Origin of the sequence: Legionella maioricensis (assembly GCF_023618015.1) — a bacterium.
GTDB lineage: Bacteria > Pseudomonadota > Gammaproteobacteria > Legionellales > Legionellaceae > Legionella > Legionella maioricensis.
This window is the reverse complement of sequence record NZ_JAJKBJ010000002.1, coordinates 56,492-83,457: the sequence shown is the minus strand read 5'-3', so window position 1 is coordinate 83,457 and position 26,966 is coordinate 56,492. Positions and strand designations below refer to the sequence as shown.

Genomic DNA, 26,966 nt, shown 5'->3' with positions numbered 1-26,966 from the left:
TATAATTAGCCGTTTCATCCTTGTGAGTATTCTATATTTATGGCTACAGAACGTAAAATGCTGGTAACCAGCGCTCTACCCTATGCAAATGGCCATTTACATCTTGGACATTTGGTGGAGCATATTCAAACGGACATTTGGGTGCGTACCCATAAAATGTTGGGCATCCAATGCATCAGTGTATGCGGTGATGATGCGCATGGCACTCCGATTATGCTTAAAGCAGAACAAATGGGGATTACTCCGGAGGCATTAATTGCTGAAATCAAGTTAAGCCATGAACGTGATTTTCAGGCTTTTGCCATCAATTATGACTGCTATCACACCACCCACTCACCAGAAAACCAAGTTCTGGCTTCAGCAATCTATGAGCAGCTGCAAGCAGGCGGCGACATTATTAAAAAAACCATCCGCCAGGCCTATGATCCCGTAAAACAAATGTTTTTGCCCGATCGTTACGTTAAAGGAACCTGTCCTAAATGTGCAGCCCAGGATCAATATGGCGATAATTGTGAGGTTTGTGGCGCGACCTACTCGCCGACTGATCTTATTGACGCGGTATCTGCTATTTCAGGTGCCAAACCCATAGAAAAAGATTCAGAACACTATTTCTTTGATTTGCCCCGCTATGAAGAGTTATTGAAAGAATGGACTAGCAATGGTCATTTACAAAGTGAAGTTGCGAATAAATTAAGCGAATGGTTTGAGGCTGGACTGAAGCAATGGGATATTTCTCGCGATGCGCCTTACTTTGGCTTCCTGATACCAGGTACAACGGATAAGTATTTTTATGTATGGCTGGATGCGCCTATAGGTTACATGGCCAGCTTTAAAAAATATTGCGACGAGCATGGTGTTTCTTTTGCAGAGTATTGGAATAAAGATTCTAAGACCGAACTATATCATTTTGTAGGCAAGGATATTGTTTATTTTCATGCTTTATTTTGGCCAGCAATGCTTGCTGCCAGTGGCCATAGAATGCCAACGGCCGTATATACCCATGGTTTTTTAACCGTTGATGGGCAAAAAATGTCTAAATCACGCGGGACGTTTCTGGAAGCGCGTACTTATCTGGCTCATTTACATCCTGAATACCTGCGCTATTATTTCGCTGCCAAGTTAAATGGGCGTGTGGACGACCTGGATTTAAACTTCGATGATTTTACCAATAGAGTCAATGCAGATCTGGTGGGTAAAGTCGTCAACATCGCCAGCCGATGTGCCGGATTTATTAATAAACGCTTTGATAATCGTTTAAGTAGTACCTTAAGCGAGCCCAAATTGTACGCTGATTTAATCAGTGTCCGTGAGAGCATCATTGACGCTTTTGTAGCCCGTGACTATGCGCGCGCTATTCGTCAGATTATGGATTGTGCTGATCAGGTCAATCAATACATCGATGCCAACAAGCCTTGGGTATTAGCTAAGGAAGCAGATCGTTTGCCTGAAGTGCATGCGATTTGTACCATGGGAATTAACTTGTTCCGCATTTTAATCACTTATTTAAAACCAGTGTTACCCCTGATGGCTAAAGCCGCGGAACAATTTTTAAATTGTGAGTCCTTAATGTGGCACTCTATTGATGCTCCTTTATTAAATCATAATATTCATGTGTTTCAGCCTTTAATGGTTCGAGTGGAAAAAGAAAAGATAGAGGCCATGTTTGCGCAAACCAAGGAATCCTTAATGACTGTTGCTCCTGTAGAAAATAAGACCGCTCTTGATCAACACACCGTCAGTATTGATGATTTTGCAAAAGTTGATTTACGTATCGCAAAAATAGCTAACGCAGAGCCTGTGGAAGGTGCTGATAAGTTATTGCGCTTGACCCTTGATTTGGGTGATAGTCAAAAACAGGTATTTGCTGGAATTAAGAGTGCGTATGCTCCGGAAGATTTGATTGGTAGACTTACGGTTATGGTGGCTAATCTGGCTCCACGTACCATGCGCTTTGGGGTTTCCGAAGGTATGGTGTTGGCTGCTGGTGATGGAAAAGGGATTTATTTATTACAACCTGATGCAGGAGCACTGCCAGGCATGAAGGTGAAGTAATGGCGTCAGTTAAGGAATTAGATGCACTTTTGCCGCAAACACAGTGCGGCGAGTGCGGTTATTCAGGATGTTTGCCCTACGCCGAGGCCTTGGCACAAGGGACTGCCCCTATCAATAAATGCCCTCCGGGAGGTGTTGCTACAGTGAACGCTTTAGCGACCTTATTGCATAGGGATGCGACTCCCTATTTAGCAGAAGCCATGGAAAAGACCCGTCCTCCTTCAGTAGCCACTATACGTGAAGCCGAATGCATTGGATGTACTAAATGCATTAAGGCCTGCCCTGTGGATGCAATTATTGGTAGCGGAAAGCTAATGCATGCAGTCATTGCTCATGAATGTACTGGCTGCGGTTTATGTGTCGAGCCCTGTCCCGTTGATTGTATTGAAATGGTTACTTTACCTGCTTCAGCATATAATCCTGATTTGGCCCGTTCCCGTTTTAATGCAAAACAGACCCGGTCTTTACGAGATGAACACGAAAAGCAACAAAACTATCGCGAAAAGCGTCAATTGGCGTTGAAATCAGCCGATCATGTCCAAGATACCCAAGCCAAGCAAGATTATATTCAACAGGCTTTGGCCCGAGTAAAAGCCAAAAAAATCTTATGAACAAACAAAACCGACGTGAAATTTTTACCCGTTTTCGTGAGCAAAATCCACGCCCAACAACGGAGTTGAATTATCATTCGCCTTTCGAATTATTAATTGCAGTGATGCTATCGGCCCAGGCAACTGATGTCAGTGTGAATAAGGCCACGGCCAAGTTATTTCCAGTAGCCAATACACCGCAAGCCATTATTGATTTAGGATTGGAACACTTAAAAGAGTACATTAAGTCTATTGGTTTATATAATAGTAAGGCGCAGAATGTCATTAAGACATGTGAAATGCTGATGGCGCAACATAACGGCCAAGTACCTGATAACCGAGAAGCCTTGGAAGCGTTGCCTGGGGTAGGGCGCAAAACTGCCAATGTTGTGCTCAATACAGCCTTTGGCCAACCAACCATGGCGGTCGATACTCATATATTCAGAGTAGCTAATAGAACTGGCTTGGCTAAAGGTAAAACGCCTTTAGCAGTTGAATCAGGATTGTTAAAAAATATTGAACCCGAGTTTTTGCATGATGCTCATCATTGGTTAATTCTCCATGGGCGTTACGTTTGTACCGCGCGCAACCCTCACTGCCGTACCTGCTTGATCTTGGACTTGTGTGAGTTTAAAGATAAAAATTTGTGATACTGCATTGATTGCTACGTTTTATGGAAAATCCTTTATTTTTTCACCTGACCTGCTCCGACTATCGTACATATCTTTCCAAGAGAAAGGTTTTTTTCAGTTTGGAACACAAAAAGCTTAATTAAAAGGCTGGTATTTCTTTTTTTTTACTCATAAAATGAAATTCTGTTGTTGCAAGGAGAGCACTATGGGCTGGTTTACATCAGACGAAAGTAAAACGGAAGATACATTGAACGGTGACGTTGAAGCTGCAGAAAATGGAGTTACGGCTAAATTAACTGCCGGCGCCAAATGGATTTGGAATAATGCGATTGTAGGGGTATTCACTTATACTGCCAATACGGCATTTCAACTCCTCGAGCAAGGCCTGGCTTTGCGTAAAGCGGTTCCTACGCTGGTTAAAAATCCTGAAGCCCGGAAAATTGTACGCGGCATGGCTCATGTGCTCGTCTATGATGTTTTGCCGCTGGTGAGCCTTAATGCGATAAATAACCAGGTTCAGGGTTATTTTCAGGAGGATCAAGACGAGATGACCGGGTTAAGTCCCTATTCCGTCTTTTTAACCGGATTGACCTTAGTCAATTACACAGTGGTAGCATTTACCTGGCGACAAGGTGCGCAGGCCTCTGTTCGTATCCTGCTTTTAGATTCACTAGGGCCTCCTGCCTTTAATTCCAATAAAATCACCCGTCCACCCTCCTTGTGCACGGAATTAAAATGTACGGTGAAACGCGAGGTCAAAGGTTGGGGAAGAGAACCTCTCGTCTTATTGGGAAATGATTTATTAACCGCCGGAATAAGTTATGTACCTTATCTTGGACCACCGGTTTCACGCGTATTAAGTGTTTATTTTATCGGTCGTTACATTACTCGCTTGACCACGCCGGAGCGTTGTGAGCGACATAAAGCAATGATGCAGGAATCGGTATTGGCATTGGGCTTAGGTTATGAAGCCACAACCATGATCATGGATGCCTTTCTCGACGCGACTATCGGGATGCCTCCTTTTTTATATTATCGGGTGATGCGTCACTTATTACTTTTGTTGCATGTCAATGTGGCCGCACATATGACCTTGCCATTGGTCTTACCAGGGTGTGATCTCCATTTGATGTCCGAATTACCCAAAAATCTTGCACAATACAAAAACAGCTATATCTTTATTAAAAAGAATGATACTCGGGAACTGTATTATATTCAGCCTGATGGGGAATATGAAGAAGCAAAAATTATTGATTTCAATTTATTTGAAGAAAAAATAAGCACCATTAAAAATAAGGATAGGACTAAATTACATCTCAGTGAGGAGCAAATTAAAGAAATTGTAACATCAAACGGAGGCCACACTCTCTTACCAAAATATATGGATCCTTTGAATATTTATGAGCGGATAAGTCGTTTTATCGCGGATGTAATATTTGATGGCTTGAAGGTTAGAATACCTAAGGACTTTAAACTGGAGGAGGGGGCAAAACCACTCATCCCTCTTTCTACCGGTTTGAAGTTTGCTACAAAAGTTTTAAGAAGTGATTTAGAAAGCGAACAGGCACTGACCCCGCCAGGATTTTTTAAACGCTCAATCGATGCCGCTAAGCCTTGGGTATTACCGCCAATGTTTCGGGATGCTACCAGCTTTATTAACGACAGGGTTGTTGCAGACCACTGGCTGGCTCTGCGTGATGGAACAATTTCTACAGTAGAGATTATTGGTTCTGTGGGTAAAGTCAATGTAACACCTACTGCAACCGCAATAATAGCAATAGTCAGACATGCCCTTTCTAAATCTAAAGGAGAAACAATAGGCAAGACGGCACTTTTAACCGCCACATGGACTCCCCGATTTACCGCAAAAGCACTTAACTATAAATGGGGAATACCTAGATCGGTAACGCTGACCGCATTAAAGCTAAGTAAAAAAGAGGACTTTTGGGATTTAGCTGATGCGATAAAGGCATGGTGTCAACGACATAATATGCCATTGGAAGTGAAGTTGGTAGAAAAATCGCAAGTGCCTTTACTTGGGGAAAAAAAGGTCGAACCCCTTCCGGAACAACTTGAATCCTCTCCTCTAATTCCGCCTCAAGACCTAATATCTGAGCGACGTGACTCTTCAACAGTTGTAGCCCAGATTACCAATGCCCAAGAATTAATACCCCAGCGGCGTTCCTCTTTAACAATTGAAACGCCAGTTATCAATGCTGAAGAGTTAATATCCGAGCGAGGTGTCTCTTTAAAGGTAGAAACATCAGTTATCAGTGCGGAACAATTAATGTCCGAGCGACGCACCGTTTTACAACCCGAAACAGTCAGCAGTAGAGAGTTAAAAAAACCTAGCAATGTTACCAGCCCGGAAATGTTGTTTACGCTAAGAAAACGACCCTCCGCCTCTACTCAAAGTGATATTGTGCCTGTGCCCGAGGAAGAGAGAGTTAATGGTGCTTATTACTAGAAGAAACAGCAAGGCAACAGCCTATTAAGTGCGGTTGCCTTGCTGTATTTCATTTAGCAAGGCAGTATAGATTGCATGAATACCCACCCCAAAATATTTTAATGCCAGTTTTGTGTCGACTTGCCTTAAGAAGGTTTATAGTGTTATATTTACGCCCGAATTAGCCCAATAAGAAGCAATCATCGAAAAAATATTTTCGCCGTTGCTAGCCTATTTAAGTACTTGGATAGCTCATCCATAGTATTTAAAAGGACCATACCGTCAATGCCGTTCTTTAATTCAAATCAATTGTTATACTATGGAAACTTGTTTAACATGAATCAATCCTTGTCGTTGCAACAATCATCTCGCTTTTTATTTGCTACCGTGAGTATGATTACCTGTCTTATTTTATTAATTAATGTATCGTTTAAAATTATTATTCTGCGAGGATTAATATTTGCCGTCAGTAGTTTGCTCTGCCCCTTAATTGCAGGACTGTATTTATTGACCCTGAGGAAATGTACTTTTAAAGAACAAAGACATGTACTGAATGTTTCCTTAATGACCTTATATACCTTCTGTATTGGTGTGTATGTTCTGGTTAATTTACCAGCAGCAGAATACATGCTTGATAATCCGGTTTATCAGATCATTTTTGAAGACATTCCCAAGAAGTTTTTCGCAACTACTATCTCTTTTATGTTAAGTTTTTATTTGCCGCATTTATTGTTTTGTACCAAATCAAATAGGGTATTGTCATCCCCAAAACAATGCATGCTTTTGGCTTTACTGGGCGGATTAAGTTTTTTTGCTATAGATTTTTTTCTTTTGTTTTCAGATCCCCATGCTCATAGTTTTAAACAAATTTTTTTCGACTCATTAATGGTTGCCTCCTTGGTGTTGCTTATTATCGGTTTGAGTTATTTGTCGTTCTTGCTGAGTAACAAACAGCATAAACAGGTAGCATTAAAACTTAATCCCGGTGATGATGTTTTCCCTCTCTATCATTATCTTATTTGTTTTGCTGTGGCAGTAATGTTGATATGTATAGCGTGTGAATATCGTATCGTGGCATTTAGTAAAGACGGCATATTAGCCGCCAGTTGTATTTTTTTTCCTTTCACCATGATTATTAGCAGCCTGATTGGCGAGTTATGGGGGTATCACGCGAATTTGAAATTGGCTTTGGTATTAATTGGTGCGCAATTTATTTTTGATGCCTTTTTGATGGGCATCGTTGCTTTTCCTTCGCCACCGTTTTTTAATTTAAATCCTTTTTATAATTATATTGTGCCCAGACGACTTCCAGCCGCTTCACTTTCTTTATTTGTCACCTTTATCAGTAATGCCATGTTGTTGCATTATTTAAAGCATTCGAAGTGTAAATTGCATCGTTCCCTACGTATTCTTATAGCCAATATTTGCGCGAGCTCTTTATTATGTCTGGTAGACTATAGTTTATTGTTTGGCGGTATTTATCCCTATGATCAAATCATTAATTTAGTCGCCAATGTTTGGCAATATAAACTGTTGATGACGCTGATTTCTCTTCCTCTAATTCTATGGCTTTGTAAGTATTTGCAGGAAAATAATATCAGGGTTTTGCAAATAAAAGTTTAATATTTTATCCCTTGATTTAAGCCGTATTCCGTCATTTTGGAGATCCTGCGCTTCGTTCTGGATGGCGTGTCTTAAGTCAAGGGCAGTGTACCAGAGCCCAGGTTACAGCTAGTGCTTTCACCCAGGCTACATTTAAAAATTAACCCATCTATGTTATTGCCCGGCTTCTTTTTTTACCGGTCTTTTCCATCCCATTACGGTTTTTTGTTTTGACTCGGTGAGGGTCAGTTCATCAGCCGGAACGTTCTTGCGTATGGTACTGCCTGCACCTATGGTCGCGTTGGCACCTACGGTAACCGGAGCAACTAACTGAGTGTCTGAACCTATAAAAACACCGTCTTCGATAATGGTTTGGTGTTTATTGACCCCATCATAATTGCACGTAATAGTACCGGCACCTACATTCACTTTTTTACCCAAATGAACATCCCCTAAATAGCTAAGATGACTGGCTTTACTGTCTTCACCAAACACGGCTTTTTTAGTTTCCACAAAATTCCCTATTTTACAGTTTGCGGCCAATTGGGTCCCTGCTCGTAAACGGGCAAAAGGGCCGATATGGCAATTATCGGCGATGTGACAACCTTCCAGCACACTATTAGCATAAATTTCACAACCAGTCCCTAAGGTGACATTAGTTAAACTGCAATTGGGACCAATAATACAGCCATCACCAAGAGTTACCTTGCCAGTAAAGACACAATTGATATCAATGAATACGTCTTTACCACAAACTAATTCACCGCGCAGATCAAAGCGTTGGGCATCGGCAAGCATGACTCCGTTTTCAAGCAAGCTCTCAGCTTTTCTGTGTTGCCATATCCGTTCTAATTGTTGTAATTGCAAACGGTTATTTACCCCTTGTACCTCCCAGGGATCTTCCACAGCCAAAGAGGTGATAGGGGTATGATTTTTTACGGCTAAAGCGATTATTTCGGTTAAATAATATTCGCCCTGGGCATTTTTGTTGCTTAATTGAGGCAGCCAAAGCTCTAAGTCAGCTGCCTTGACACAGCAAATTCCTGAGTAAATTTCTTTTATATTCTTTTCTTGCTCATTTGCATCTTTTTCTTCTACAATGGAACAAATCTCACCGTGGTTGTTTCTAAGAATACGTCCAAGACCCTTAGGGTTTTCCAGGTGCGCAACCAGGAGTGCTAAAACGGATTGATGGTCAGATGTTGCTTTACTGCGTTCAATTAAAGCCTGGAGGGTTTTGGCTTGAATGAGGGGCACGTCGGCCGATAAGACCAGGACTTGTGCTTGAGCTGGCAGATGAGATAAGGCTTGCATGACGGCATGACCGGTACCAAGTTGTTCGGCCTGATGCACCCAGTGAACGGGCAAATCAGAGAGGGTGTTTTTAATTTGCTCCCCGCCATGTCCGTAAATAATATGTATTGCATCAGGATTTAATTGCTGCGCGGTTTCCACTACCCGTGTAAGCATGGGCTTGCCAGCCAAAGGATGAAGCACTTTAGGGGTATGGGAATACATTCGTTTACCTTGTCCGGCAGCTAAAATAATAATTTGTAAATTCATGAGTTTTGTGATTTCCTAATTAAATTACATAACAGGTGTGCAATTTAAACAGTCTGCCCCAATGTTATGAATGATGTAAATACTGATATGATAAAAAAATTGCAGATAAAGGAGTAGAGCAATGACAATTTTTCTAATGGTTTTAAAACAATTAATTAAAGAGCAATTAAATAAAGCAGAAGCGACACTAGGCTATCAGGCTACACTGCCTTTGATTTATGAACAATTATTATCACTACAGAAAAAAAGTATTCTCGATGAATTAGAGAAGAAAATAATAGTTGAGTTTAAAGCTACGGGGGATGATGAAACAGACTCAAAAGCAATCGGTAGATTAATAGAGGCGTCGCGAGTTCTTATTCAAGATGCACAAGAAGAACATGGTAAACCGCGTGACTCCGGAGATACCTTGATTATGATGAGTAACCTCATTTTCCATACTAATGCTTTCTATGCCCAAATAGATGCTTTTAATAAACAAGAAAAACCAGAAAAAATTGATAATAAAGCGGAGAGTCAGATACAAGGCAAGCAAGCCCCGGTCAAATTAAGATTAATTAATTATCCTTACAGTCAAACTCCTGAGAATGTTATTTATTATCATGCTCTTTTTTATTTAGGCCAAGAAGTTTTTCAACCTGAATCAAGCGATCTGAAAGTTAGAAAAAAGAAAGAGGATGCCGTTTTTGAAAGGATTCAATCTTTAAGTGAAAGAATAAAACCAGAGTTTGGGCTTTCAGATAGGAGAGAAAGGGCAATGTCTGCCTTAAAAGATCTTTCAGCGGATAACAACCACATTATTACGCCCAAAAACACTTCATCCTTCGGGCTCCCATTTTTATCGGTTGGTGGATTCTTCTCAGTTAAAGTACCTACCAAGTTATTTAATCCGAGTGAAGGTCGTTTTGGCCAGCAATTTAGTTTAGCAGAAAATAAGATTGAAAAGATGAGTGAGTGTGAGGCGGTAGTAGTTCCTGAGCAGGTTGTGGAGGAACAGGTGGGGGAGAGCACTACTGTAGTTACTGAAATGTAAATGGAGTTTGGAGATGATTCTCGTGAAGAGTCCGAGGCCAAAAGAATCATCTCTATAATAGGTCTCATATCCTTCCATAGCCGCTGCCATTAAATTAAGGAATTTTTTCGTCGTTTTTATTAACTTAATGGCAGTGCCCCCTAGCCGTGATGCCTATGAAAATTCTTCCGGCCCAGGATGAATCATCATAGAGGCTTTGTTTTGCACGGCCAAAACAAAATTTAATGATGCAGCTCCCCACACAAATTGGTTTCCATTAGTTTTTTGATCTGGACGATATCCAGATTTTTACTTAATAAATACAAAAGCTTACAATGAGCTGCTTCGGGGGTAATATCATGACCACTAATGAGGCCGGCTTGTTTTAACGTATGCCCCGTAGCGTATTGACTCATTTCTACCCGGCCTTGTTGGCATTGGGTGCAGTTCACGATGATTACTCCCCGGTCACAGGCATCTTTAAGTAATTTTAAAAAACGCGGGTCATTATTTTGCGCGTTCCCAGCCCCATAAGTTTCAAGAATTAATCCTCTTAATGGTTGGTTTAAAATATAAGAAAGCACTTCTGAAGCAAAACCAGGAAATAATCTGAAGTTAGCAATGAATTGTGGGGTGATGGTCTGTAAATGAAAGGCTTGTTCTGATGGTTTTAATAATAGGTGCTGATGAAGTTCTATAGTGATGCCAATGGAAGCCAGATGGGGGTAATTGGGCGAATCAAAGGCATTAAATTGTTGAGCGCTTATTTTTTGAGTTCGGTTACCGCGTAATAAATGTTGATTAAAGTAGATACAGACTTCATTAATGGGTTGATGAGCACAAAGCCATAGAGAGGTAATGACATTATCAATAGCATCATTGCGCACCTCTGATAAAGGAATTTGAGACCCTGTGACAATGACTGGTTTACTTAAATGTTCCAGCATAAACGACAAGGCTGACGCTGTGTAGGCCATTGTATCCGTACCATGAAAGACCACAAAGCCATCAAAATGCGCGTATTCATGGGCAATGTCATGGGCGATTCTATTCCACTCATTAACGGTCATATTCGAAGAATCAAGCAGCGGTTTATATTCTTTGATTACATACTCTGGCATGTCCGGATGTTTTAATGCCGGAATTTGTGCCAGGGCTGATTGGACATAGCCTGGGGCGGGTTCATAGCCCCTATTGGTTTTGACACTGCTAATCGTGCCGCCAGTATTAATGATTAAAATGCGTTTTTTCATGCGTTTTTCACTTAGGATGTTTGTGTTGATTATATAATGCTTTAGAGGGGATGGCGAAAAAATATAAATCGATTGAAGAAGATGCTTCATTACTTGACACCATAGTGGTTGCTCTATAGAAATAAAGGGCGTGATGGATGTATAAGGAGATAGTGATGCAAAAAGTTCAATTAAAAAGTGTAGCCGAATTAAGACAGGAAATTAATGCGGTAGTAAAACCAATTAATCTGCGTTTGGAACAATATCGTGCTGCGAAAGCAGTAATGCGCCCAAAAGTAGTTGATTATTTTTTTACGAAGCAAAATGAGTCAAGACTGCTAGAAGTCATGACCCTCATTGCGGGGCATCCCGTCGAAGCTGCCGTGAATGCCCAATTATTAGCCATTGATTTTAGCTCTTTGCAGGGACTCACCGATACCATATTGAGTAGTGGATTGGGTTTAAAACTCGAAGCAGATTTTTTTATCTTTCCTCATACCGAAGGACTCAAAGAAGACACCCTTGTTTTTATGAAACAATTCGCCCACGCTTTAAATGCGTATAGAACCTGTTATGGGATGGAAGCCATTTATGATGCCATTCTGCAACATCAACATGTACAAATTCAGCCCTATGAAACTTATTTGCCTGAGATAGAGGAGCTAATTGCGTCTTATGAAACCGGTCCCGAACCCGATGAAGAGTTAAGTGATTTTTTATCCGCTAGCTATACCAATGCACTAGCGATCCAAAAAAAAGTGGCCATTCAACATAATGAAATTAATGCGGCCAAAGAAGATTTTACCGAGATGATGCAAAGAGGGCTAGCAGTGATTTGTGAATGGTTAAATAAAACCGGAGGGAATTTAATTAAAGCAATGACGGAGTTTCCTGATAATAGCTGGTTAGGTAACCATTGGTGTCCTTTTCTAGTCAGTTTAATTAACCCATTATTTGCCGGTTATTACAGTTATTCCTGGTGGGTGGGCGGTTCTGTAAGTATCAATTCAAATTATTATGTGACGTTAACTAAAGAGTTGGCGCAATTCTCCTTAGGTATGCAAGACAAAATGGAGCATTTAAAGCTTGCTTTATTAGGTGAGGCGAATGGAAAAGTAAATCAATTAATTCAATCGATTCAAGCTCAGTCTGGTCTAAAAGGGATAAAGTTAGAGCAAAAACCACCATTAAATTATAGTCGGGACATGTATGGTTGGATGTTCTATTTAAGTCAGTTACGCACCCCAAATGACCATAATCATGACGAATCGGCCACGCTAGAATATCAATTCAAATAATATTTTCAGATTTAATTGCCAAGGTCTTGCACTTTGTGGAAAAATCAAGGTATTAACGGTTTAGTCTAAGCAGTGACATCATGGTGATTGATCGCGCCGGTTATCGTTTGAATGTAGGTATTATCCTTGTCAACGAATCGGATAGAGTATTTTGGGGCAGACGAAGTGGTCACGATGCCTGGCAATTTCCCCAGGGGGGATTGGCTGCAGGTGAAACGTCATTACAAGCAATGTTTAGGGAGTTGCATGAAGAAGTCGGTTTGGATAAGAGCGATGTCGAAGTGATGGGCTCGACCAAACGTTGGCTTAAATACAGACTTCCTAAACAATATTTACGTCATGGCAGTGAACCATTAGTCATCGGCCAGAAACAAAAATGGTATTTGCTAAAACTTATTTCCAGTGAGCAAAAAGTGAAGCTGGACTTAAGTGAGTCTCCGGAGTTTGATAGTTGGCGTTGGATAGATTTTCATGAGCCGGAAGAGAGGGTTATCTTTTTTAAGCGACAAGTGTATATTCAAGCGCTAAAAGAGTTGGAACCCCTGTTAAAAACTCGTCGTACCCCTTACGGCATGAAACGAAAAAGAGGTAATCATAGGCCCTAGATGCTAAAAGTACTAAAACGAATAGTTCAAGATGTCACCGCCGCCAAGCATTTAACAGACGCTCTTGGTATTCTGGTGCAGCATATCAATAAAGCCATTAATGCTGAGGCCGTATCCGTTTACCTTATAGATAACAAACATGCTGAATATGTCTTAATTGCCACTGAAGGTTTAAACAAACAGGCTGAGTTTCGGGTACGCATTGCTCTGGACAGTGGTCTTATCGGTTTAATCGGGCGTAGGGAAGAGCCCATCAATTTAGAAAATGCCCCCTCTCATCCGGATTTTTATCATAATTCTTTATTGGGCGAAGAGCATTTGAATGCCTTTTTGGGTGTGCCCATTATTCAACATAGAAAGCTGTATGGTGTTTTAATTGTTCAGCAAGTAGAGCAACGCTGTTTTGATGATGCGGAAGAGTCATTTTTAATTACTTTAGCAGCGCAACTTGGCGGGATTATTGCGCATGCGGAAGCAACCGGTGAGTTGGCTGAGCTGACCCAACCCAAGCCTTTAGGGGTGGCCAAGGTTGAAACAACTCAGACCGCTTTGTCTGGTATTGGCAGTGTTCCGGGAATTGGTATTGGTACTGCGGTGGTTGTCTATCCCCTGTCCGATATAGATGCTGTTCCACGAAATCCAGTAGAAGATCTGGAAGATGAAATTAGAGTTTTTTATGAGGCATTAGAAGCGGCCAGAGATGACATGCGTCGTTTGAGTAGACGCATGAAAGCAACAGTTGCTGAAGAAGAACACGCTTTATTTGACGTCTATTTACGTATTCTCGATAAAGACAGTTTAGGCGCTGAGGTAGAGCAGGTCATTCGTGAAGAGCAAATTAGTGCCCAGGCTGCTTTAGCCACCGTAATTAAAAAACACGTATCGCAGTTTGAAGGCATGGAAGATGATTATCTGCGCGAACGAGCCAGTGATTTTCGTGATTTGGGCAGACGGGTTTTAGCTGAGCTGCAGTGGTCACAACGCGAAGAAATTGCCTACCCTAAAAGAACGATTCTAATCGGGGAAGAGGTCACTGCCGCAGCTCTTGCAGAAGTTCCTGAAGGCCAATTGGTCGGGGTGGTTTCCGCCAAAGGTTCTAATAATTCCCATGTAGCCATTTTAGCCCGTGCCTTAGGGGTTCCTACCGTCATGGGTTTGCGTGGTTTAAAGGTTGAATACGTTTCTCGGCGGGCATTAATTGTCGATGGTTATTATGGCCATGTGTATGTTTCGCCCTCCAGGACGATACTCACTGAATTTAAATTATTAGCTCAGGAAGAACAGGATTTAAATCAAAGTCTCGTCAGTTTGCGGGATAAACCTGCAGAAACAACGGACAGCTACAGAGTTTCTTTGCAAGTAAATACCGGATTGGCTATGGACGCTGGTTTATCCATGAGCGTCGGCGCTGAAGGAGTGGGCTTATATCGTTCAGAGGTTCCCTTCATGAGTCGCGATCGTTTTCCTTCAGAAGACGAACAAACTATTATTTACCGGCAGACCCTTAAGGCTTTTGCTCCTCGTTTTGTTACGATGCGAACTTTGGATATTGGCGGCGATAAAATTTTGCCTTATTTTCCCATAGCAGAAGACAATCCTTATTTGGGATGGCGCGGCATCAGAGTCACTTTGGATCATCCCGATGTATTTCTGGTGCAGGTTCGCGCCATGATGCGTGCCAGCGAAGAATTGAATAATTTACGCATTATGTTACCCATGGTAACGAATCTGAGCGAAGTGGAAGAGGCAACGTATTTAATAGAGCAAGCCTTTGAGGAGCTTCTGGAAGAAGGGTGCGCTATAGAAAAACCCAAAATAGGGGTCATGATAGAAGTGCCCGCCGCAGCTTATTTAGCTCGTGAAATAGCAAAGCGCGTCGATTTTATTTCGGTAGGCAGCAATGATTTGACTCAGTATTTATTAGCTGTAGATAGGAATAATGCCCGGGTTGCAGGCCTTTATGATGCCTTACATCCTGCTATGTTGCGCGTTCTACTTAAAGTGGTTGAAGGCGGACATGCGGCGGGAGTTGAAGTCAGTATTTGTGGCGAGATGGCCAGTGATCCTTTGGCGGTTATTTTGTTAATTGCTATGGGTTTTGATACTTTAAGTATGAACTCATCCAGCTTGCCTCGAGTCAAATGGGTGATTCGCAATTTTGCTATAGCCAATGCCAGAAAGATCCTTGCTGAAGTGCTTGAATACGAACATCCAGCAGAAATACGCTTCCATTTGCAAAAAGCATTAGAAGAGGAAGGTTTGGGTGGTTTAATTAGAGCAGGAAAGTCCTAATGCTTATGAATTTATTCCTGGATGCTACTATCTATATTTTCATTGGTATTTTCGCGGGATTAATGGCTGGTATTTTAGGAGTTGGCGGTGGAATAATCGTTGTCCCTGGATTGGCTTTTATTTTTCAGCTGAGACAACTTATCCCGGAACAGATAGTAATGCATGCCGCTACAGGCACTTCATTAGCGATAATGATTTTTACGGCACAAGCTTCTTTAAGAGCTCATTATAAAATGGGCGAAATTCTTTGGTCGGTTTTTAATAAATTATGGCCAGGAATAGTGATAGGGACCGTTTCAGGTGTTGTCATTGCTGGATTTATATCGACTTATTGGTTGAAAATTATCTTTGCCGTTTTTTTATTATTTGTGGTCGTTAAGATGTTGACTGATGTTCATGTAAAGCGGGCAGAACGATTTCCCAAATCTTGGTTGAACGGCCTGGTTAGTTTTGTGATTGGATTAAAATCCGGTCTTTTAGGAATTGGGGGGGGTGTTTTAATCATTCCTTATCTTGGTTCTTGTGGTGTCGCTGTGCGAAAAATTCCAGCGGTATCTAACTTATGCTCCTTTACCGTTGCGCTGGTAGGAACCGTTGCTTGTATGGTAACGGGGCGCTATGAAATGGCTGCAATACCTTATTCCACCGGATATATCTATTGGCCCGCAGTGCTTTGGGTGGCAATTCCCAGTTGTTTCATTGCCCCTTATGGAACTAAATTAAATTATCTTTTACCTGTGCAACAATTAAAATATGGTTTTATTGCCATATTATTTTTAACAGCACTTAAAATGTTTTTTTAAAAGGAACTTAAATTCATATGGTTACTTTTCCTTATATCAATCCGGTGGCCTTTTCTTTGGGGCCGGTAAAAGTTCATTGGTATGGTTTGATGTACTTAATCGGTTTTGTGGGCGCCTGGTTGTTGGCTTATTGGCGGATGAAACATTATAAACTGAATTGGACTACTGAGCAGATTAGCGATTTGATATTTTATACCGCTCTCGGCGTCATCTTAGGCGGTCGTATTGGCTATATGCTGTTTTATAATTTTCAGGAGTTCATTCATCAGCCTTGGGTATTATTTAAAATTTGGGAAGGGGGGATGTCTTTCCATGGCGGGTTAATTGGGGTGATTATCGCGGTATGGATATTTGCACGAAGATTTGGCAAGACATTCTGGGAGGTTGGTGATTTCGTTGCCCCCTTAGTACCGTTGGGATTAGCTGCTGGTCGGGTCGGCAATTTTATTAATGGGGAGCTATGGGGAAGAGTGACAGATGTTCCCTGGGCAATGGTATTTACTCATGTAGATGATCAGCCGCGCCATCCCTCTGAAATTTATGAATTTGGTCTGGAAGGAGTTGGCTTATTTATTCTGGTCTGGTGTTATGCCTCAAAACCCAGACCAACAGGACGAGTCTCAGCCGTATTTTTAATGGGTTATGCGGTCTGTCGTTTGATTGCTGAGTGTTTCCGTCAGCCGGATCCTCAATTAGGTTTTATTGCTTTTGGCTGGTTGACCATGGGACAGATTTTATCTATACCCATGCTATTATTCGGGCTTTGGTTATGGTGGGTTAATAAATGAAAACTTATTTGCAGTTATTAGAGCATATTTTACAGCACGGAACGGAAAAAACAGACCGAACAGGTACAGGAACCTTATCTGTATTTGGTTATCAAATGCGTTTTGATTTGAGTAAAGGGTTTCCATTATTGACCACCAAGAAGTTACATACGCGCAGTATAATCCACGAACTGTTATGGTTTTTACGCGGTGATACCAATATTGCTTATTTAAAAGAAAATGGAGTGACCATCTGGGATGAATGGGCTGATAGCAATGGTGATTTGGGCCCTGTTTATGGTCGTCAATGGCGTAGTTGGCCAACGGCTGATGGGCGCACCATCGATCAATTGTCTGACATTGTGCAGCAAATTAAAACCAATCCTGATTCACGTCGTTTAATTGTCAGTGCCTGGAATGTCGGTGAGTTAGATCAAATGGCCTTAATGCCATGCCATGCCTTATTTCAATTTTATGTCGCAAATAACAAGCTTTCTTGCCAACTCTATCAACGTTCCGCAGATGTATTTCTAGGAGTGCCCTTTAATATTGCTTCTTATTCTTTATTGACCCATATGGTGGCCCAACAATGCAATCTTGATGTGGGTGAGTTTGTCTGGACGGGTGGGGATTGTCATTTATATCTCAATCATTTAGAACAAACGAGAACTCAATTAACCAGAGCTCCTCTCCCTTTGCCTTCTTTACACATTAAAGCAAACCCCGCCTCTTTATTTGAATACCGTTATGAGGATTTCGAATTTGTAAATTATCAATGTCACCCTGCAATTAAAGCCCCCATAGCGGTTTAGTCAATTTGATAACCAATTTATAGTAAATTGGCTTACTTAACTGAATTCTGGACTTGATAAGAGTGAACTACTGTCTTTTGTTTCAACGCTCAAAGCATGACGCGTTGGGACAGCTATCGCTAACTGGCTAAAGAAGCGATGTAATTGTACTGGTGTTGGGGAGTGGCTCTCTTCTTCTTGTTCAGGACCAAAATATGAAGCAGGATTTACATCGCTAAACGGGGATGCCAATACAAGTTTATCTGTTGTGGCGTTCAAGTGTTTTTCGATATTGCTTAATCCAATAGAGCTTGCGGAGGATTGGCTGATGAATGGAGGAAATTCGAAAAGTTCATCCTTAGGCGTTAAGCCAGAGAGCAAAGCAAGAGATGATGTCGAACTACTGCCCATATCCTGAGACAAAGGTGAAGCAGAGGGCTCTGGACTGCTACTATTTATATTTGGACTCTTTGTGCTATTGCGAGCACGAGAAGAGGGTCTGATTTTATTTAAAAAGTGTAATACTTTGCCGCTTCCAAACTCTGTAATAACGTCTTCCAAACTACTCTGAAATTTATCTGATGCGCCATCTTTTTCCGCATGACTACCCTCAAAATGGAAAAAAACGGGAATGACGAAAGGTGATGATGCCGCACTTGCAACCGACACGGGAGTTACGCTGGCTGTGACTTTATTTTGGGCCTTAAATTGCTGATCATGGTTATCTTGAAACACATTAATTAAAGCATTTAATTCGGGTATTTGACATGTAGCAGTTCCGGAATATCCTAAGTTATAATCAGTGATAATATGAACCTGATCTACACTATTTTTAGCCAAGCCGTTAACTACTTCTGCTAAGAAATCTAAGACAGCTGGTAATGCAGCTTCTCTGGCGTCAGTTAAAGGAGTTTTACATTTATGAACACTATATTCAGAATTTGGCGGAAGACGGCTAAATACCCCATTATGTCGCTCTGGATGATGTGACACTACTAAAATTATTTTCATGTAAGCTTCTAAACGAGAGATAAGTAGAGAGTGTATGCTTAAATACTTAACAATATATTAACCCAGGGTAAAGTGATCTGTGATGCGGATGGTGTTTGTTGAATAAAACGATGGTATGTATTTGATTTTACAGCAAGGTTAGATGGTGGAATTTAAATTTGTGAATTATCAATGTCATCCTGCAATTAACGCGTCTATAGCGGTTTAGATTGAAGCTCCTGGTGGAGATGTCTTTTATATTGTATGAAGGAACGGCTGGGGGAGCGCGCAAGCTGTAAACCGGGATTTGGGAGGCACCTCATCCTAGGTTCCGACTATGTCTTTACCCGAGCCCCAATTGCTTATTTAACAAAGTGGCAACCCCTTTTCTTTCCAACAGTCGAATAGATTTTTAACTTCATTATAAAGATTCGTTTGCTGCTCAATAAACATCTTTCTTTGGGAAATTGGTTTTATTAATTCGTTATACAATAAATCATCATCAAAACCATATTCAGCCGCACATTTTTTATCGGCGATAAAATAACACTGCTTGATACCAGACCAATGAATGGCCGACAAACACATGGGACATGGTTCAGAGGTACAGTAAATGATACTTGAGCCCAGTTGGTAGTTTGCTAAATTTTTTGAAGCGATTCTAATCGCATTCATTTCAGCGTGGCACGTAGCATCATTTTCTTTTAAAACAGTATCATGTGCCAGAGCAATAATTTGACCTTTATTGACGATACACGCGCCAAATGGCGCTCCATCACCATTTTCAACTCCTTGCATAGCCTCTTTCAAGGCCAATTCGAAATAACTAAGCATTTTCAAAACTCATAATCTAATAAGTCGCGAGTGGGTTGCCCAACAAAGGGTACTAATTCTTAAATAGGAATACAAACCCGACAAGCTATATATTATTACATAGTTTTTATTGAATGAAAGTAATGTCGAGCATTTGAACGTCGGTGGATTAAAATTGTAGGGATTGGAGCTGACTGCGCATTTTTTGGTTGATTAATAATTGATCTCTCAGTTTTTATTTGTTACAATGTGGCCTAATTAGTAATTCAACACGATTAGCCCCTCTGTCTATAAAAGGTAACAATCCAATGCAAATAAAACGAGATCATAGCGCTTTAGAGAGTGACCAGAAAGAAATAGAATGTACTGTCAAGAAGAAACCACGTTGGGATGATGTTGCATTAGAAATTAATAACACTCGAGATGACAGTAGTAACTCTGATAGCGATTCGGACAACGACTCGGAAAGTGATAGTGAAGAAGAAAAAGATTTTTCCGTACATACCTATTTGGATAAAAAAGAAAAACAATTTATCCCTTATGAGGAGGACGACTCGGAACTCCAGTCCGTCATCAATAGAAAATATCTTTTTTTTAATCATGACGATGCTAGAAAATGGCACTGCTCAAACAGCCATGGCGGATTAATGCTTTTAAATGCACACCATAGAAAACTTCTCGAAGAAACAGCGCCTTTTGATGATAAACAATTCTGGATAGAAAGTGCCGTTGTAGGGGGGCGAATATATCGTCTAATCCTTGGAGCGCCTCAACCTAATATGTACGCTGTGGAAGGAGACCCTACCTCCATGAATTATCGTCTATCTAAGGATATTCCCAATTTTTTTGAGTGGACGAGAGTCTTACAAAAGAATATGTTACATAGAAGACCAATAATTGGACTCACGGCCATTCATCTTGTTGCATCTTTTTTAGCTGATATCGATATGAATGATGAAAACTTTGGTGTAAGTAAAACGGATAAGGCTTTGCATGCGGTAAAAATTGATCCGGAATGTTGTTTTAGTTACCCTTTTTATACTGAAAAGTATAGCAACATTCTAAATGGTCTAACTGACTTTGAATCAGAGGTACCAAAAAACCTCTTTAATAAAAAAGAGTTTTTTGAAACCTTGGCAACTATCATCTCGACTCCAGTAGAATCTTATAAAGAGATCATTGATTCGTCATTTAGTGCTTGTTATGCAAGACAAAAAAAAATATATGTAGACATACTTTCTAATCGCATTAATCTTTTTCAACAAGCAGCTTTTGCCCTTGACGGATTTGAACAGTTTTATAGTGAATATCAAGAAAAACGACGCCTCGAAGCCGCTCAACGAGAAGCAGCTCGTCAGGAACAGATTCTGCGAGAACAAGAACAGCTAAGATTATACCAGCAGTTTGAACAAGATTATCCAGTTTATTCTTCTAACCAAGAAAGCAATCAACAAAAACTTGAAGAATTAAGTGAGTTTGGACTCTCAGGGAATATGACCGCCAATCCAAATTCATTTTTTGATTATCGGCAAGATCAACAAGTGGGAGTTGCACCCTCGCAGGTGTTTTCATTAATTGCTAGTAATTAGCAAGGTTGGGTTGCGACCCAACCTTCATTTTTTTAACGCATAGGACACATGAAACTATAATTCTTTTCTATAAGTTTTCATTAAATATCCAGAGCATCAGTGACAATAAAATTTTATTCTCAGGTCGAACCTTGAGTCTATTTTAAGAGGGTTGCTCGTTATAGTTTAGGAACCTAAAGCGTTAGCAATTTTATGCTTATGGAGTAGATTTTTATTTGCCCATATGGTTTAATATTGCCTCAAATGCTTTTGTGGTGTTCAATATGATCAAGAAAATAATGGTAATCTTGTTGGTGTCTTTAGGGGTTATGGGGACGGGCTATACCAGTAAGCTCAGTAAATTTTTAAATAAAATGGATGAGGAACAAAAACAAAGGGAGGCTCAGGAGTGGCAGCAAGATATGAATTTTGGTGACTTTGTATTTCGTTTGCAAAAGCGATATAGCGATGATCACGGACAACGTTGTCGGGATTATGAATTTCGTGCTCGTTCTAACCCTTACCGACATGGGTACTTCACCGTTTGTGATGAGCGATAGAAACGAAGTTTAATACAGCTAATTTTCACAGTAACTCAGAAGCCAAGTCGGTATAGGTAACCGTTCACGTAATGGCGTCAACTTAAGCACCTGTAGCCCGCAACCGGGATCAAATTTGGAATCACTTCCTTCCTGGTTGCAAGCAACCAGGCTACAATTCACACAGGATTGATTTCTTCAGTTGACGCAATTGATCGTTCACGGGGTATGCAAATTCCGTCGTTGCGAGCCTTGGCGAAGCAATCCAGAATGATGTTTCGCTAGAACTCCGTTCGCAACGATGACTACTTATCCAAAAAGCTTACGGATGTCTTCTGGCAAGGGAACTGATTTGTTTTGGGTATAATCTACCCACACAATTTTGCTGATCCCTTGCGCCATCAGGAGTTCACCTTGATATAAATCATGATCCATGATCATGCTGGAATTGCCAAGGGTGTGTAAATTACTGCGTATGGTTACGGTAGCTGGATAAATGACTGGCTTTAAAAAAGTACAGGCCACATGAATGACGACAGGGCCAGTGTTTCCTCTAAGATGAATGTTAATTTCTCTTAACCATTCAATACGCGCTTCCTGAAAATAATCAAAATAACGAGCGTTATTTACATGCCCCAGGGCGTCCATATCGCCCCAAGCAATGGCAAATGTTTTTTGATGCACAGTAATTTTTTGATCAGTCATGATAGGTCCATAGGATCAACATCCACATTCCAGCGAACGCCGTTGCTTAATTTGGTTATTGTTAACCACTCTCTCAATTGCGTCAATGAACTTTTCAGCACTTTTCTTGAAGGCGATTTAATTAATAATTGCATACGGTGTTGATTGGCTTTACGAGGCAAAGGAGCAGGTGCCGGTCCCATAACGGTAATGGGATGAGTCTGGATTTGATCTTTAGTTGCATGTAAAAATTTTAATACCTGCCCTATTGTTTTTCCCTGGGCTCTGATCACTGCCAAAAAATGAAATGGGGGCAATTCTGCTTCTTGGCGAGTGGTCAGTAATGCATCTGCAAATTCATCATAACCTTGCTGAATTAATAAATTGAGTAAAGGATGATTGGGCAAATGGGTTTGGATGAGGACTTGGCCCGCTTGCTCGGCACGCCCTGCCCGTCCTGAAACCTGGGTTAATAACTGCCCCAAATGCTCCATTGCCCTAAAGTCCTGATTATATAAACCGGCATCAGCATCAAGAACGACCACTAAGGATAATCGCGGAAAATGATGACCTTTGGCCAGCATTTGCGTACCGACAATGAGTTGCGCCTCGCCTTTGTTTATTTTATCGAGATGAGCATCTAAAGAATTTTTTTTACGTACTTCATCCCGGTCTATACGTAATACATTGGTATCAGGAAATCGAGCGCTTAAAAACTCATGCACGCGTTGGGTACCAGCCCCTACGGGAATTAATTCCGGACTGTTACAATTGTGGCAGGAAACTGGAACTTTTTGGGTTAATCCACAGTGATGACAAATCATGTGACCCTGTTGCTTGTGCAAGGTTAAATGGCTATCGCACGCACGGCAATCAGCCATCCACCCACATTGATGACAAAGCATCACGGGAGCAAAGCCACGGCGATTGATAAAAACCAGCACTTGATTGTTTTTTTGCAAGTGTTCTTCTATGACCTTTAAGGTGGGTGTTGCCAGGCCATTTTGTAATGCCTGAGAGCGCAAGTCGATGAGCTGATAATGAAGAGGGGTTGTTGATAAGGCTTTATGGTTTAGTCGTAATAGAGTGTGTTTCTTTTGTTTGCAATTATGGACGCTTTCCAGGCTTGGCGTTGCCGAGCCTAAAATGATTGGGATATTGGCAAGATGAGCACGCATTAATGCAGTATCTCGAGCAGAATAACGCACCCCTTCCATTTGTTTTAATGAGACATCATGTTCTTCATCAATGATGATTAATCCCAAATCCGGCATAGGAGTAAAGACAGAAGAACGAGTACCAATTACCATTTTGACACGGTTTTCTTTCGCTAATTGCCAGGCGATTTGTCTTTCTGATTCATTTAAATTGGAGTGAATCACTGCAATAGGCTGATTAAAGCGAGCGGTAAAACGAGATAATAATTGGGGGGTTAAACCAATTTCAGGTACTAATACCAATACTTGTTTCCCTTGTTCGAGAACCTGGGCAATTACTTGCAAATAAACTTCCGTCTTGCCACTGCCAGCCACTCCTTGTAATAAGAAACTTTGATAGTGGTGTAAATGCTGAGTTATTGCTGTAACAGCCACTGCCTGCTCCGGATTAAGAATGAGTGGTGGTGAGAGTGTCAGGTCTGTTCTTTCGGGAATCATGATCTGTTGCGATAGCGCAATAATCTGGGCTGAGAGTAAAGCCATTAATTGACTGGAATTAAAACCCTTTTGAGCCAGCCTTTGTTTGGAAACCTTATCGGATTGTGAACTTAAAAAATCTATAAGCTCCAGCTGTTTGCGGGCTCGCGCAGGAATGAGCTTTTTGGCTTGCTCCACAGGGAGGTTCAATTGATAAAAATCACCCATTGGCAATTGGCAGGCTTGGCCTAAACGGTATTTTTTAGGTAAAGCAAGAGGCAATACTTCGGACAAGGGCGATTGATAGTAGCTGCCAATCCATAGACACAGGGCCAATAAATCAGCAGTGATTAAAGGCTGGTCATCAATAATGGCGCTGATGCTTTTTAATAATGTACCGGTATGTTGGGTTGGCCCCTTACTGATTACTATTCCCAAGCGTGTTTGATTGCGAAAAGGCACCCATACTCTGGCGCCGATACAAGGAGTTAACTCAGGTGCTTCGTAGTCGAAATAGTCACGACTGGTATGGGGAATACATATTTGGTACACGTCGCTCATTTAGCTTCTATGCCATTCATGACTGGCTGATTGTCCTGGAGCAGAAAAGACTTTGACTACGACTTTTTCGATACGATGTCTATCCAGTTCTTCATGTTCTTTAATCAGTTCATTAACAAACCAGCGTGATAATTCTTCAACAGTGATATTGGTCAGCGGCATCAGGGTGACGTCTTCTTTAAGGAAGGGGATTTTTTTATGATTAAAGGTAAAATAATAATATTCTTTGTCTTCACCATATTCTAAAAATGGTGAAAATTGAGGCATCAAAAAGGTCTGATTTAATTGGCGACATAATTTATGAATACGCTCTTTATAATAACGGTAATCGAAAGTCATCCCGTTTTCTTCTACCCAGGTCGTTAACGCTAAATAGACGCCATACATATGGCCATGAAGCGGTTCTCTTTTTGTTGCGGAGAAGATAGTAGTATGGCCTGCGGAAAATTTCATCGACTCTTTCTGTAATTCCACCGTGGTCAGATATTTTTTCATAGTTTATAAACTCACTCGTTTATCGTGTAATTGAAACCCGTGCAAATCGATTTCTACATCGCGGGTCAGGGCAATTACCTTGAATAGTTCGCCCATTTCACTGGGTTGGGTTAATTGTTTTATTGCCTGTTTTGCCTGAAATTGTTCGCGTTCATTATCCAGAGTATGGACTAAGCTTAACAAACCGTTAGCCAGCAAAAAAGAGGCCTGGTTAGTATACCCGGCAATATGAAATCCTGCCTGGTGTCCTGCTTCTGCGACATGAGTAAAATCGACATGGGCGGTAATGTCTTGTTCACCGGGATGCAACAAGGGATCAGGGTGGCTATGATGTCTGTAATGGCACATTAAAGTCCCTTGGTTACGATCGGGATGATAGTACTCATGTCTGGGAAACCCATAGTCAATTAATAGTACTACGCCCTGTTGTAACATGCGATAAATGTTCACTAACCAGTCATCAATAAACAGGTTTACTTCTGAAAGATAAGGTTTGGGGAGCTGAGCTAAATGGCGGTTTACATAGGTCAGTAAGCGTTGATTTTGACTGGGTTTAAAAATTTCTCTTAATTGATTTTGCTCATTCAAGGTGATATAGCTTTCCATAACCCCATTGTCGGTTAACATAAACCGGTTTACAGGCATGGCGTCTAATACTTCGTTGGCAATAATCACTCCATTGAACGGCGTTTCCGGCCAGCGTTCCAGCCATTGTACTTTAGAGGCCAAATGCGGTATTTTTTGCTGGAGCAGTTCTTGCTGACGATGACGCAAATTAGCACTTACTTCCAGAATATAATAAGATTCGGGCAAGCAATTGAGCTGTTCCAAGTGACTTAAGATAGCCACACAAAGGGTGCCGGAGCCTGCACCAAATTCAAATAAAACAGGCGACTCTAAAGTAGGCAGTATTTGTTGGCATTGGTTAGCAAGAGCCTGACCAAATAAAGGGGTTAATTCGGGGGCTGTAATAAAATCCCCTTGTTTACCCAGTTTTTGCAAGCCCGAACTATAATAGCCTTCACCAGGAGCATAGAGCGCGAGTTGCATGAATTCCACGAACGGCATTTCTTGCTGCTCGGTCAGGTGTGTATGCAGTGTTTGTATTAAACTCATAATGGATTAAATGACTTAAAAATGGGGAACATACCTTGAATCAAGCAAACAAACAAGAAGCGAAGGTGGCTTTGGTGACTGGTGGAGCGCGGCGCATAGGCGCCGCCATTGTAAAAACGGTACATGAAGCAGGGTATAAGGTGGTAATTCATTGTCGTGGGTCTTTGGATGAGGCTCATGCGCTTGCTGTTCATTTGAATCAGCTGCGCATCGATAGTGCCTTTGTTTTATCTAGAGAACTGACGGAAACTGATGCTCCTCAGGAAATGATGACTACCATCATTGACTGGGCTGGTCGTCTGGATTTATTAGTCAATAATGCGTCCACTTTTATTCGTACAGAGTATCCTTTATTTAATCCAGAAGATTGGCAGGCTCTTTTTGATACTAATGTGAAAGCCCCCCTTTTGCTCAGTCTTGCGGCTTATCCTTTCTTAAAGACCCAGCAAGGGGTTATTATTAATATAACCGATATCCATGCCGAAAAACCGCTCAAAGGGTATTCAGTGTATTGCCAAAGCAAAGCCGCTCTAAAAATGCAGACCGAAAGCCTGGCTCGTGAATTTGCTCCAGAGGTTCGAGTTAATGCGGTTGCTCCAGGGGCAACGATTTGGCCCGAGGATGCGAATGTATTGAAAGAGGTTGAAAAAGAAAAAATCATCGCCAATACGCCTTTAAAAGCTCACGGCAAACCCGAGTACATTGCTCAAGCCGTTTTAGCTTTAGCCCAAAATCCATTTATCACCGGGCAGACATTAAAAGTGGATGGCGGCAGGAGCTTGATGGGGTGAGTTAGAGAGGCATCGCTTTTTTAAGCAATAATGCACCTCATAGGGTCCATGGAATATGATTTCCTGCTTTAATGCTAACAACATTTTGTA

General features: G+C 41.2%; 23 protein-coding genes. 15 read left to right on the top strand and 8 right to left on the bottom strand.

Translation table 11 applies throughout. The annotated features are described in order from the left end of the window. The first annotated feature begins 39 nt into the window (after positions 1–39). The 5 genes from metG (at position 40) to LOX96_RS02635 (ending at position 7,343) form a co-directional block, all read left to right on the top strand. Entirely contained in the window at positions 40–2,052 is a 2,013-nt protein-coding gene (metG, locus tag LOX96_RS02655) for a methionine--tRNA ligase (RefSeq protein WP_250420315.1), read from the top strand. Then, positions 2,052–2,663: an RnfABCDGE type electron transport complex subunit B gene (locus LOX96_RS02650; protein ID WP_250420313.1), complete on the top strand. Its 612-nt coding sequence runs from the start codon at positions 2,052–2,054 to the stop codon at positions 2,661–2,663. Before metG ends, LOX96_RS02650 begins: the two co-directional genes overlap by 1 nt. Beyond that, complete coding sequence (gene nth / locus LOX96_RS02645; protein WP_250420310.1) at positions 2,660–3,292, top strand: endonuclease III; 633 nt, start codon at positions 2,660–2,662, stop codon at positions 3,290–3,292. Before LOX96_RS02650 ends, nth begins: the two co-directional genes overlap by 4 nt. Positions 3,293–3,479: 187 nt before the next feature. Continuing rightward, entirely contained in the window at positions 3,480–5,741 is a 2,262-nt protein-coding gene (locus LOX96_RS17530; RefSeq protein WP_284498285.1) for a hypothetical protein, read from the top strand. Between the two features lie 315 nt (positions 5,742–6,056). After that, positions 6,057–7,343 carry a VUT family protein gene (locus tag LOX96_RS02635; RefSeq protein ID WP_250420308.1) on the top strand — a complete coding sequence of 429 codons (1,287 nt, stop codon included), beginning with the start codon at positions 6,057–6,059 and terminating at the stop codon, positions 7,341–7,343. A gap of 153 nt (positions 7,344–7,496) precedes the next feature. On the opposite strand, the gene glmU is transcribed toward LOX96_RS02635, so the two are convergent. Next, positions 7,497–8,885 carry a bifunctional UDP-N-acetylglucosamine diphosphorylase/glucosamine-1-phosphate N-acetyltransferase GlmU gene (gene glmU, locus LOX96_RS02630; protein ID WP_250420305.1) on the bottom strand — a complete coding sequence of 463 codons (1,389 nt, stop codon included), beginning with the start codon at positions 8,883–8,885 and terminating at the stop codon, positions 7,497–7,499. A 121-nt stretch (positions 8,886–9,006) separates the two neighbouring features. Here glmU and LOX96_RS02625 point away from each other — a divergent pair, with 121 nt between their 5' ends. Then, positions 9,007–9,918 (top strand): hypothetical protein, encoded by a 912-nt coding sequence (locus tag LOX96_RS02625; RefSeq protein ID WP_250420302.1) that lies wholly within the window; start codon positions 9,007–9,009, stop codon positions 9,916–9,918. Positions 9,919–10,139: 221 nt separating this feature from the next. Here the strand turns inward: LOX96_RS02625 and ansA are convergent, their stop codons facing one another. Further along, positions 10,140–11,150 (bottom strand): asparaginase, encoded by a 1,011-nt coding sequence (ansA, locus tag LOX96_RS02620; protein ID WP_250420299.1) that lies wholly within the window; start codon positions 11,148–11,150, stop codon positions 10,140–10,142. Positions 11,151–11,305: 155 nt separating this feature from the next. On the opposite strand from ansA, the gene LOX96_RS02615 reads away from it, so the two are divergent. The 6 genes from LOX96_RS02615 to thyA all read left to right on the top strand — a co-directional run bounded on the left by LOX96_RS02615 (position 11,306) and on the right by thyA (position 17,706). Continuing rightward, positions 11,306–12,427, top strand: a complete 1,122-nt coding sequence (locus LOX96_RS02615) for a hypothetical protein (protein ID WP_250420296.1) — start codon at positions 11,306–11,308, stop codon at positions 12,425–12,427. Positions 12,428–12,507: 80 nt separating this feature from the next. Further along, complete coding sequence (locus LOX96_RS02610; RefSeq protein WP_250420293.1) at positions 12,508–13,032, top strand: RNA pyrophosphohydrolase; 525 nt, start codon at positions 12,508–12,510, stop codon at positions 13,030–13,032. Beyond that, complete coding sequence (gene ptsP, locus LOX96_RS02605) at positions 13,033–15,324, top strand: phosphoenolpyruvate--protein phosphotransferase (RefSeq protein WP_250420291.1); 2,292 nt, start codon at positions 13,033–13,035, stop codon at positions 15,322–15,324. Beyond that, on the top strand, positions 15,324–16,127 hold the full coding sequence (locus tag LOX96_RS02600) for a sulfite exporter TauE/SafE family protein (RefSeq protein ID WP_250420288.1): 804 nt from the start codon (positions 15,324–15,326) through the stop codon (positions 16,125–16,127). Before ptsP ends, LOX96_RS02600 begins: the two co-directional genes overlap by 1 nt. A gap of 17 nt (positions 16,128–16,144) precedes the next feature. Beyond that, positions 16,145–16,915: a prolipoprotein diacylglyceryl transferase gene (gene lgt / locus LOX96_RS02595; protein WP_250420285.1), complete on the top strand. Its 771-nt coding sequence runs from the start codon at positions 16,145–16,147 to the stop codon at positions 16,913–16,915. Then, the gene (thyA, locus tag LOX96_RS02590) at positions 16,912–17,706 is read left to right on the top strand and encodes a thymidylate synthase (RefSeq protein WP_250420282.1); all 795 of its coding nucleotides are present in this window, start codon (positions 16,912–16,914) and stop codon (positions 17,704–17,706) included. The genes lgt and thyA overlap by 4 nt, the downstream gene beginning before the upstream one ends. Before the next feature lie 36 nt (positions 17,707–17,742). Here thyA and LOX96_RS02585 read toward each other — a convergent pair whose 3' ends face one another. Both LOX96_RS02585 and LOX96_RS02580 read right to left on the bottom strand, forming a co-directional pair. Then, positions 17,743–18,696 carry a hypothetical protein gene (locus LOX96_RS02585; protein ID WP_250420279.1) on the bottom strand — a complete coding sequence of 318 codons (954 nt, stop codon included), beginning with the start codon at positions 18,694–18,696 and terminating at the stop codon, positions 17,743–17,745. Between the two features lie 345 nt (positions 18,697–19,041). Then, a complete protein-coding gene (locus LOX96_RS02580; RefSeq protein ID WP_250420276.1) occupies positions 19,042–19,509 on the bottom strand; it encodes a nucleoside deaminase in 468 nt (155 codons plus the stop codon). A gap of 287 nt (positions 19,510–19,796) precedes the next feature. On the opposite strand from LOX96_RS02580, the gene LOX96_RS02575 reads away from it, so the two are divergent. Next, positions 19,797–21,077, top strand: a complete 1,281-nt coding sequence (locus LOX96_RS02575) for a hypothetical protein (protein WP_250420273.1) — start codon at positions 19,797–19,799, stop codon at positions 21,075–21,077. Between the two features lie 266 nt (positions 21,078–21,343). After that, positions 21,344–21,616: a hypothetical protein gene (locus LOX96_RS02570; protein WP_250420615.1), complete on the top strand. Its 273-nt coding sequence runs from the start codon at positions 21,344–21,346 to the stop codon at positions 21,614–21,616. Positions 21,617–21,904: 288 nt separating this feature from the next. Here the strand turns inward: LOX96_RS02570 and LOX96_RS02565 are convergent, their stop codons facing one another. Genes LOX96_RS02565 through LOX96_RS02550 form a run of 4 tightly spaced genes read right to left on the bottom strand, consistent with a single transcriptional unit; the run spans position 21,905 to position 26,085 of the window. After that, positions 21,905–22,300: an acyl-CoA thioesterase gene (locus LOX96_RS02565; protein WP_250420270.1), complete on the bottom strand. Its 396-nt coding sequence runs from the start codon at positions 22,298–22,300 to the stop codon at positions 21,905–21,907. Next, entirely contained in the window at positions 22,297–24,474 is a 2,178-nt protein-coding gene (locus tag LOX96_RS02560; RefSeq protein ID WP_250420267.1) for a primosomal protein N', read from the bottom strand. The genes LOX96_RS02565 and LOX96_RS02560 overlap by 4 nt, the downstream gene beginning before the upstream one ends. Beyond that, entirely contained in the window at positions 24,475–24,969 is a 495-nt protein-coding gene (locus LOX96_RS02555; protein WP_250420264.1) for a 6-pyruvoyl trahydropterin synthase family protein, read from the bottom strand. Positions 24,970–24,972: 3 nt separating this feature from the next. Then, complete coding sequence (locus LOX96_RS02550) at positions 24,973–26,085, bottom strand: class I SAM-dependent methyltransferase (RefSeq protein WP_250420261.1); 1,113 nt, start codon at positions 26,083–26,085, stop codon at positions 24,973–24,975. Between the two features lie 35 nt (positions 26,086–26,120). Here LOX96_RS02550 and LOX96_RS02545 point away from each other — a divergent pair, with 35 nt between their 5' ends. After that, positions 26,121–26,876, top strand: coding sequence for a pteridine reductase (locus LOX96_RS02545; RefSeq protein ID WP_250420258.1), 756 nt, complete (start codon positions 26,121–26,123; stop codon positions 26,874–26,876). Positions 26,877–26,966: the final 90 nt, after the last annotated feature.

What these genes read in the sequence shown, in the direction of transcription:
- metG (WP_250420315.1), top strand. Translation starts at nt 40, where the DNA reads ATGGCTACAGAACGTAAAATGCTGGTAACCAGCGCTCTACCCTATGCA.
- LOX96_RS02650 (WP_250420313.1), top strand. Translation starts at nt 2,052, where the DNA reads ATGGCGTCAGTTAAGGAATTAGATGCACTTTTGCCGCAAACACAGTGC.
- nth (WP_250420310.1), top strand. Translation starts at nt 2,660, where the DNA reads ATGAACAAACAAAACCGACGTGAAATTTTTACCCGTTTTCGTGAGCAA.
- LOX96_RS17530 (WP_284498285.1), top strand. Translation starts at nt 3,480, where the DNA reads ATGGGCTGGTTTACATCAGACGAAAGTAAAACGGAAGATACATTGAAC.
- LOX96_RS02635 (WP_250420308.1), top strand. Translation starts at nt 6,057, where the DNA reads ATGAATCAATCCTTGTCGTTGCAACAATCATCTCGCTTTTTATTTGCT.
- glmU (WP_250420305.1), bottom strand. Translation starts at nt 8,885, where the DNA reads ATGAATTTACAAATTATTATTTTAGCTGCCGGACAAGGTAAACGAATG.
- LOX96_RS02625 (WP_250420302.1), top strand. Translation starts at nt 9,007, where the DNA reads ATGACAATTTTTCTAATGGTTTTAAAACAATTAATTAAAGAGCAATTA.
- ansA (WP_250420299.1), bottom strand. Translation starts at nt 11,150, where the DNA reads ATGAAAAAACGCATTTTAATCATTAATACTGGCGGCACGATTAGCAGT.
- LOX96_RS02615 (WP_250420296.1), top strand. Translation starts at nt 11,306, where the DNA reads ATGCAAAAAGTTCAATTAAAAAGTGTAGCCGAATTAAGACAGGAAATT.
- LOX96_RS02610 (WP_250420293.1), top strand. Translation starts at nt 12,508, where the DNA reads ATGGTGATTGATCGCGCCGGTTATCGTTTGAATGTAGGTATTATCCTT.
- ptsP (WP_250420291.1), top strand. Translation starts at nt 13,033, where the DNA reads ATGCTAAAAGTACTAAAACGAATAGTTCAAGATGTCACCGCCGCCAAG.
- LOX96_RS02600 (WP_250420288.1), top strand. Translation starts at nt 15,324, where the DNA reads ATGCTTATGAATTTATTCCTGGATGCTACTATCTATATTTTCATTGGT.
- lgt (WP_250420285.1), top strand. Translation starts at nt 16,145, where the DNA reads ATGGTTACTTTTCCTTATATCAATCCGGTGGCCTTTTCTTTGGGGCCG.
- thyA (WP_250420282.1), top strand. Translation starts at nt 16,912, where the DNA reads ATGAAAACTTATTTGCAGTTATTAGAGCATATTTTACAGCACGGAACG.
- LOX96_RS02585 (WP_250420279.1), bottom strand. Translation starts at nt 18,696, where the DNA reads ATGAAAATAATTTTAGTAGTGTCACATCATCCAGAGCGACATAATGGG.
- LOX96_RS02580 (WP_250420276.1), bottom strand. Translation starts at nt 19,509, where the DNA reads ATGCTTAGTTATTTCGAATTGGCCTTGAAAGAGGCTATGCAAGGAGTT.
- LOX96_RS02575 (WP_250420273.1), top strand. Translation starts at nt 19,797, where the DNA reads ATGCAAATAAAACGAGATCATAGCGCTTTAGAGAGTGACCAGAAAGAA.
- LOX96_RS02565 (WP_250420270.1), bottom strand. Translation starts at nt 22,300, where the DNA reads ATGACTGATCAAAAAATTACTGTGCATCAAAAAACATTTGCCATTGCT.
- LOX96_RS02560 (WP_250420267.1), bottom strand. Translation starts at nt 24,474, where the DNA reads ATGAGCGACGTGTACCAAATATGTATTCCCCATACCAGTCGTGACTAT.
- LOX96_RS02555 (WP_250420264.1), bottom strand. Translation starts at nt 24,969, where the DNA reads ATGAAAAAATATCTGACCACGGTGGAATTACAGAAAGAGTCGATGAAA.
- LOX96_RS02550 (WP_250420261.1), bottom strand. Translation starts at nt 26,085, where the DNA reads ATGAGTTTAATACAAACACTGCATACACACCTGACCGAGCAGCAAGAA.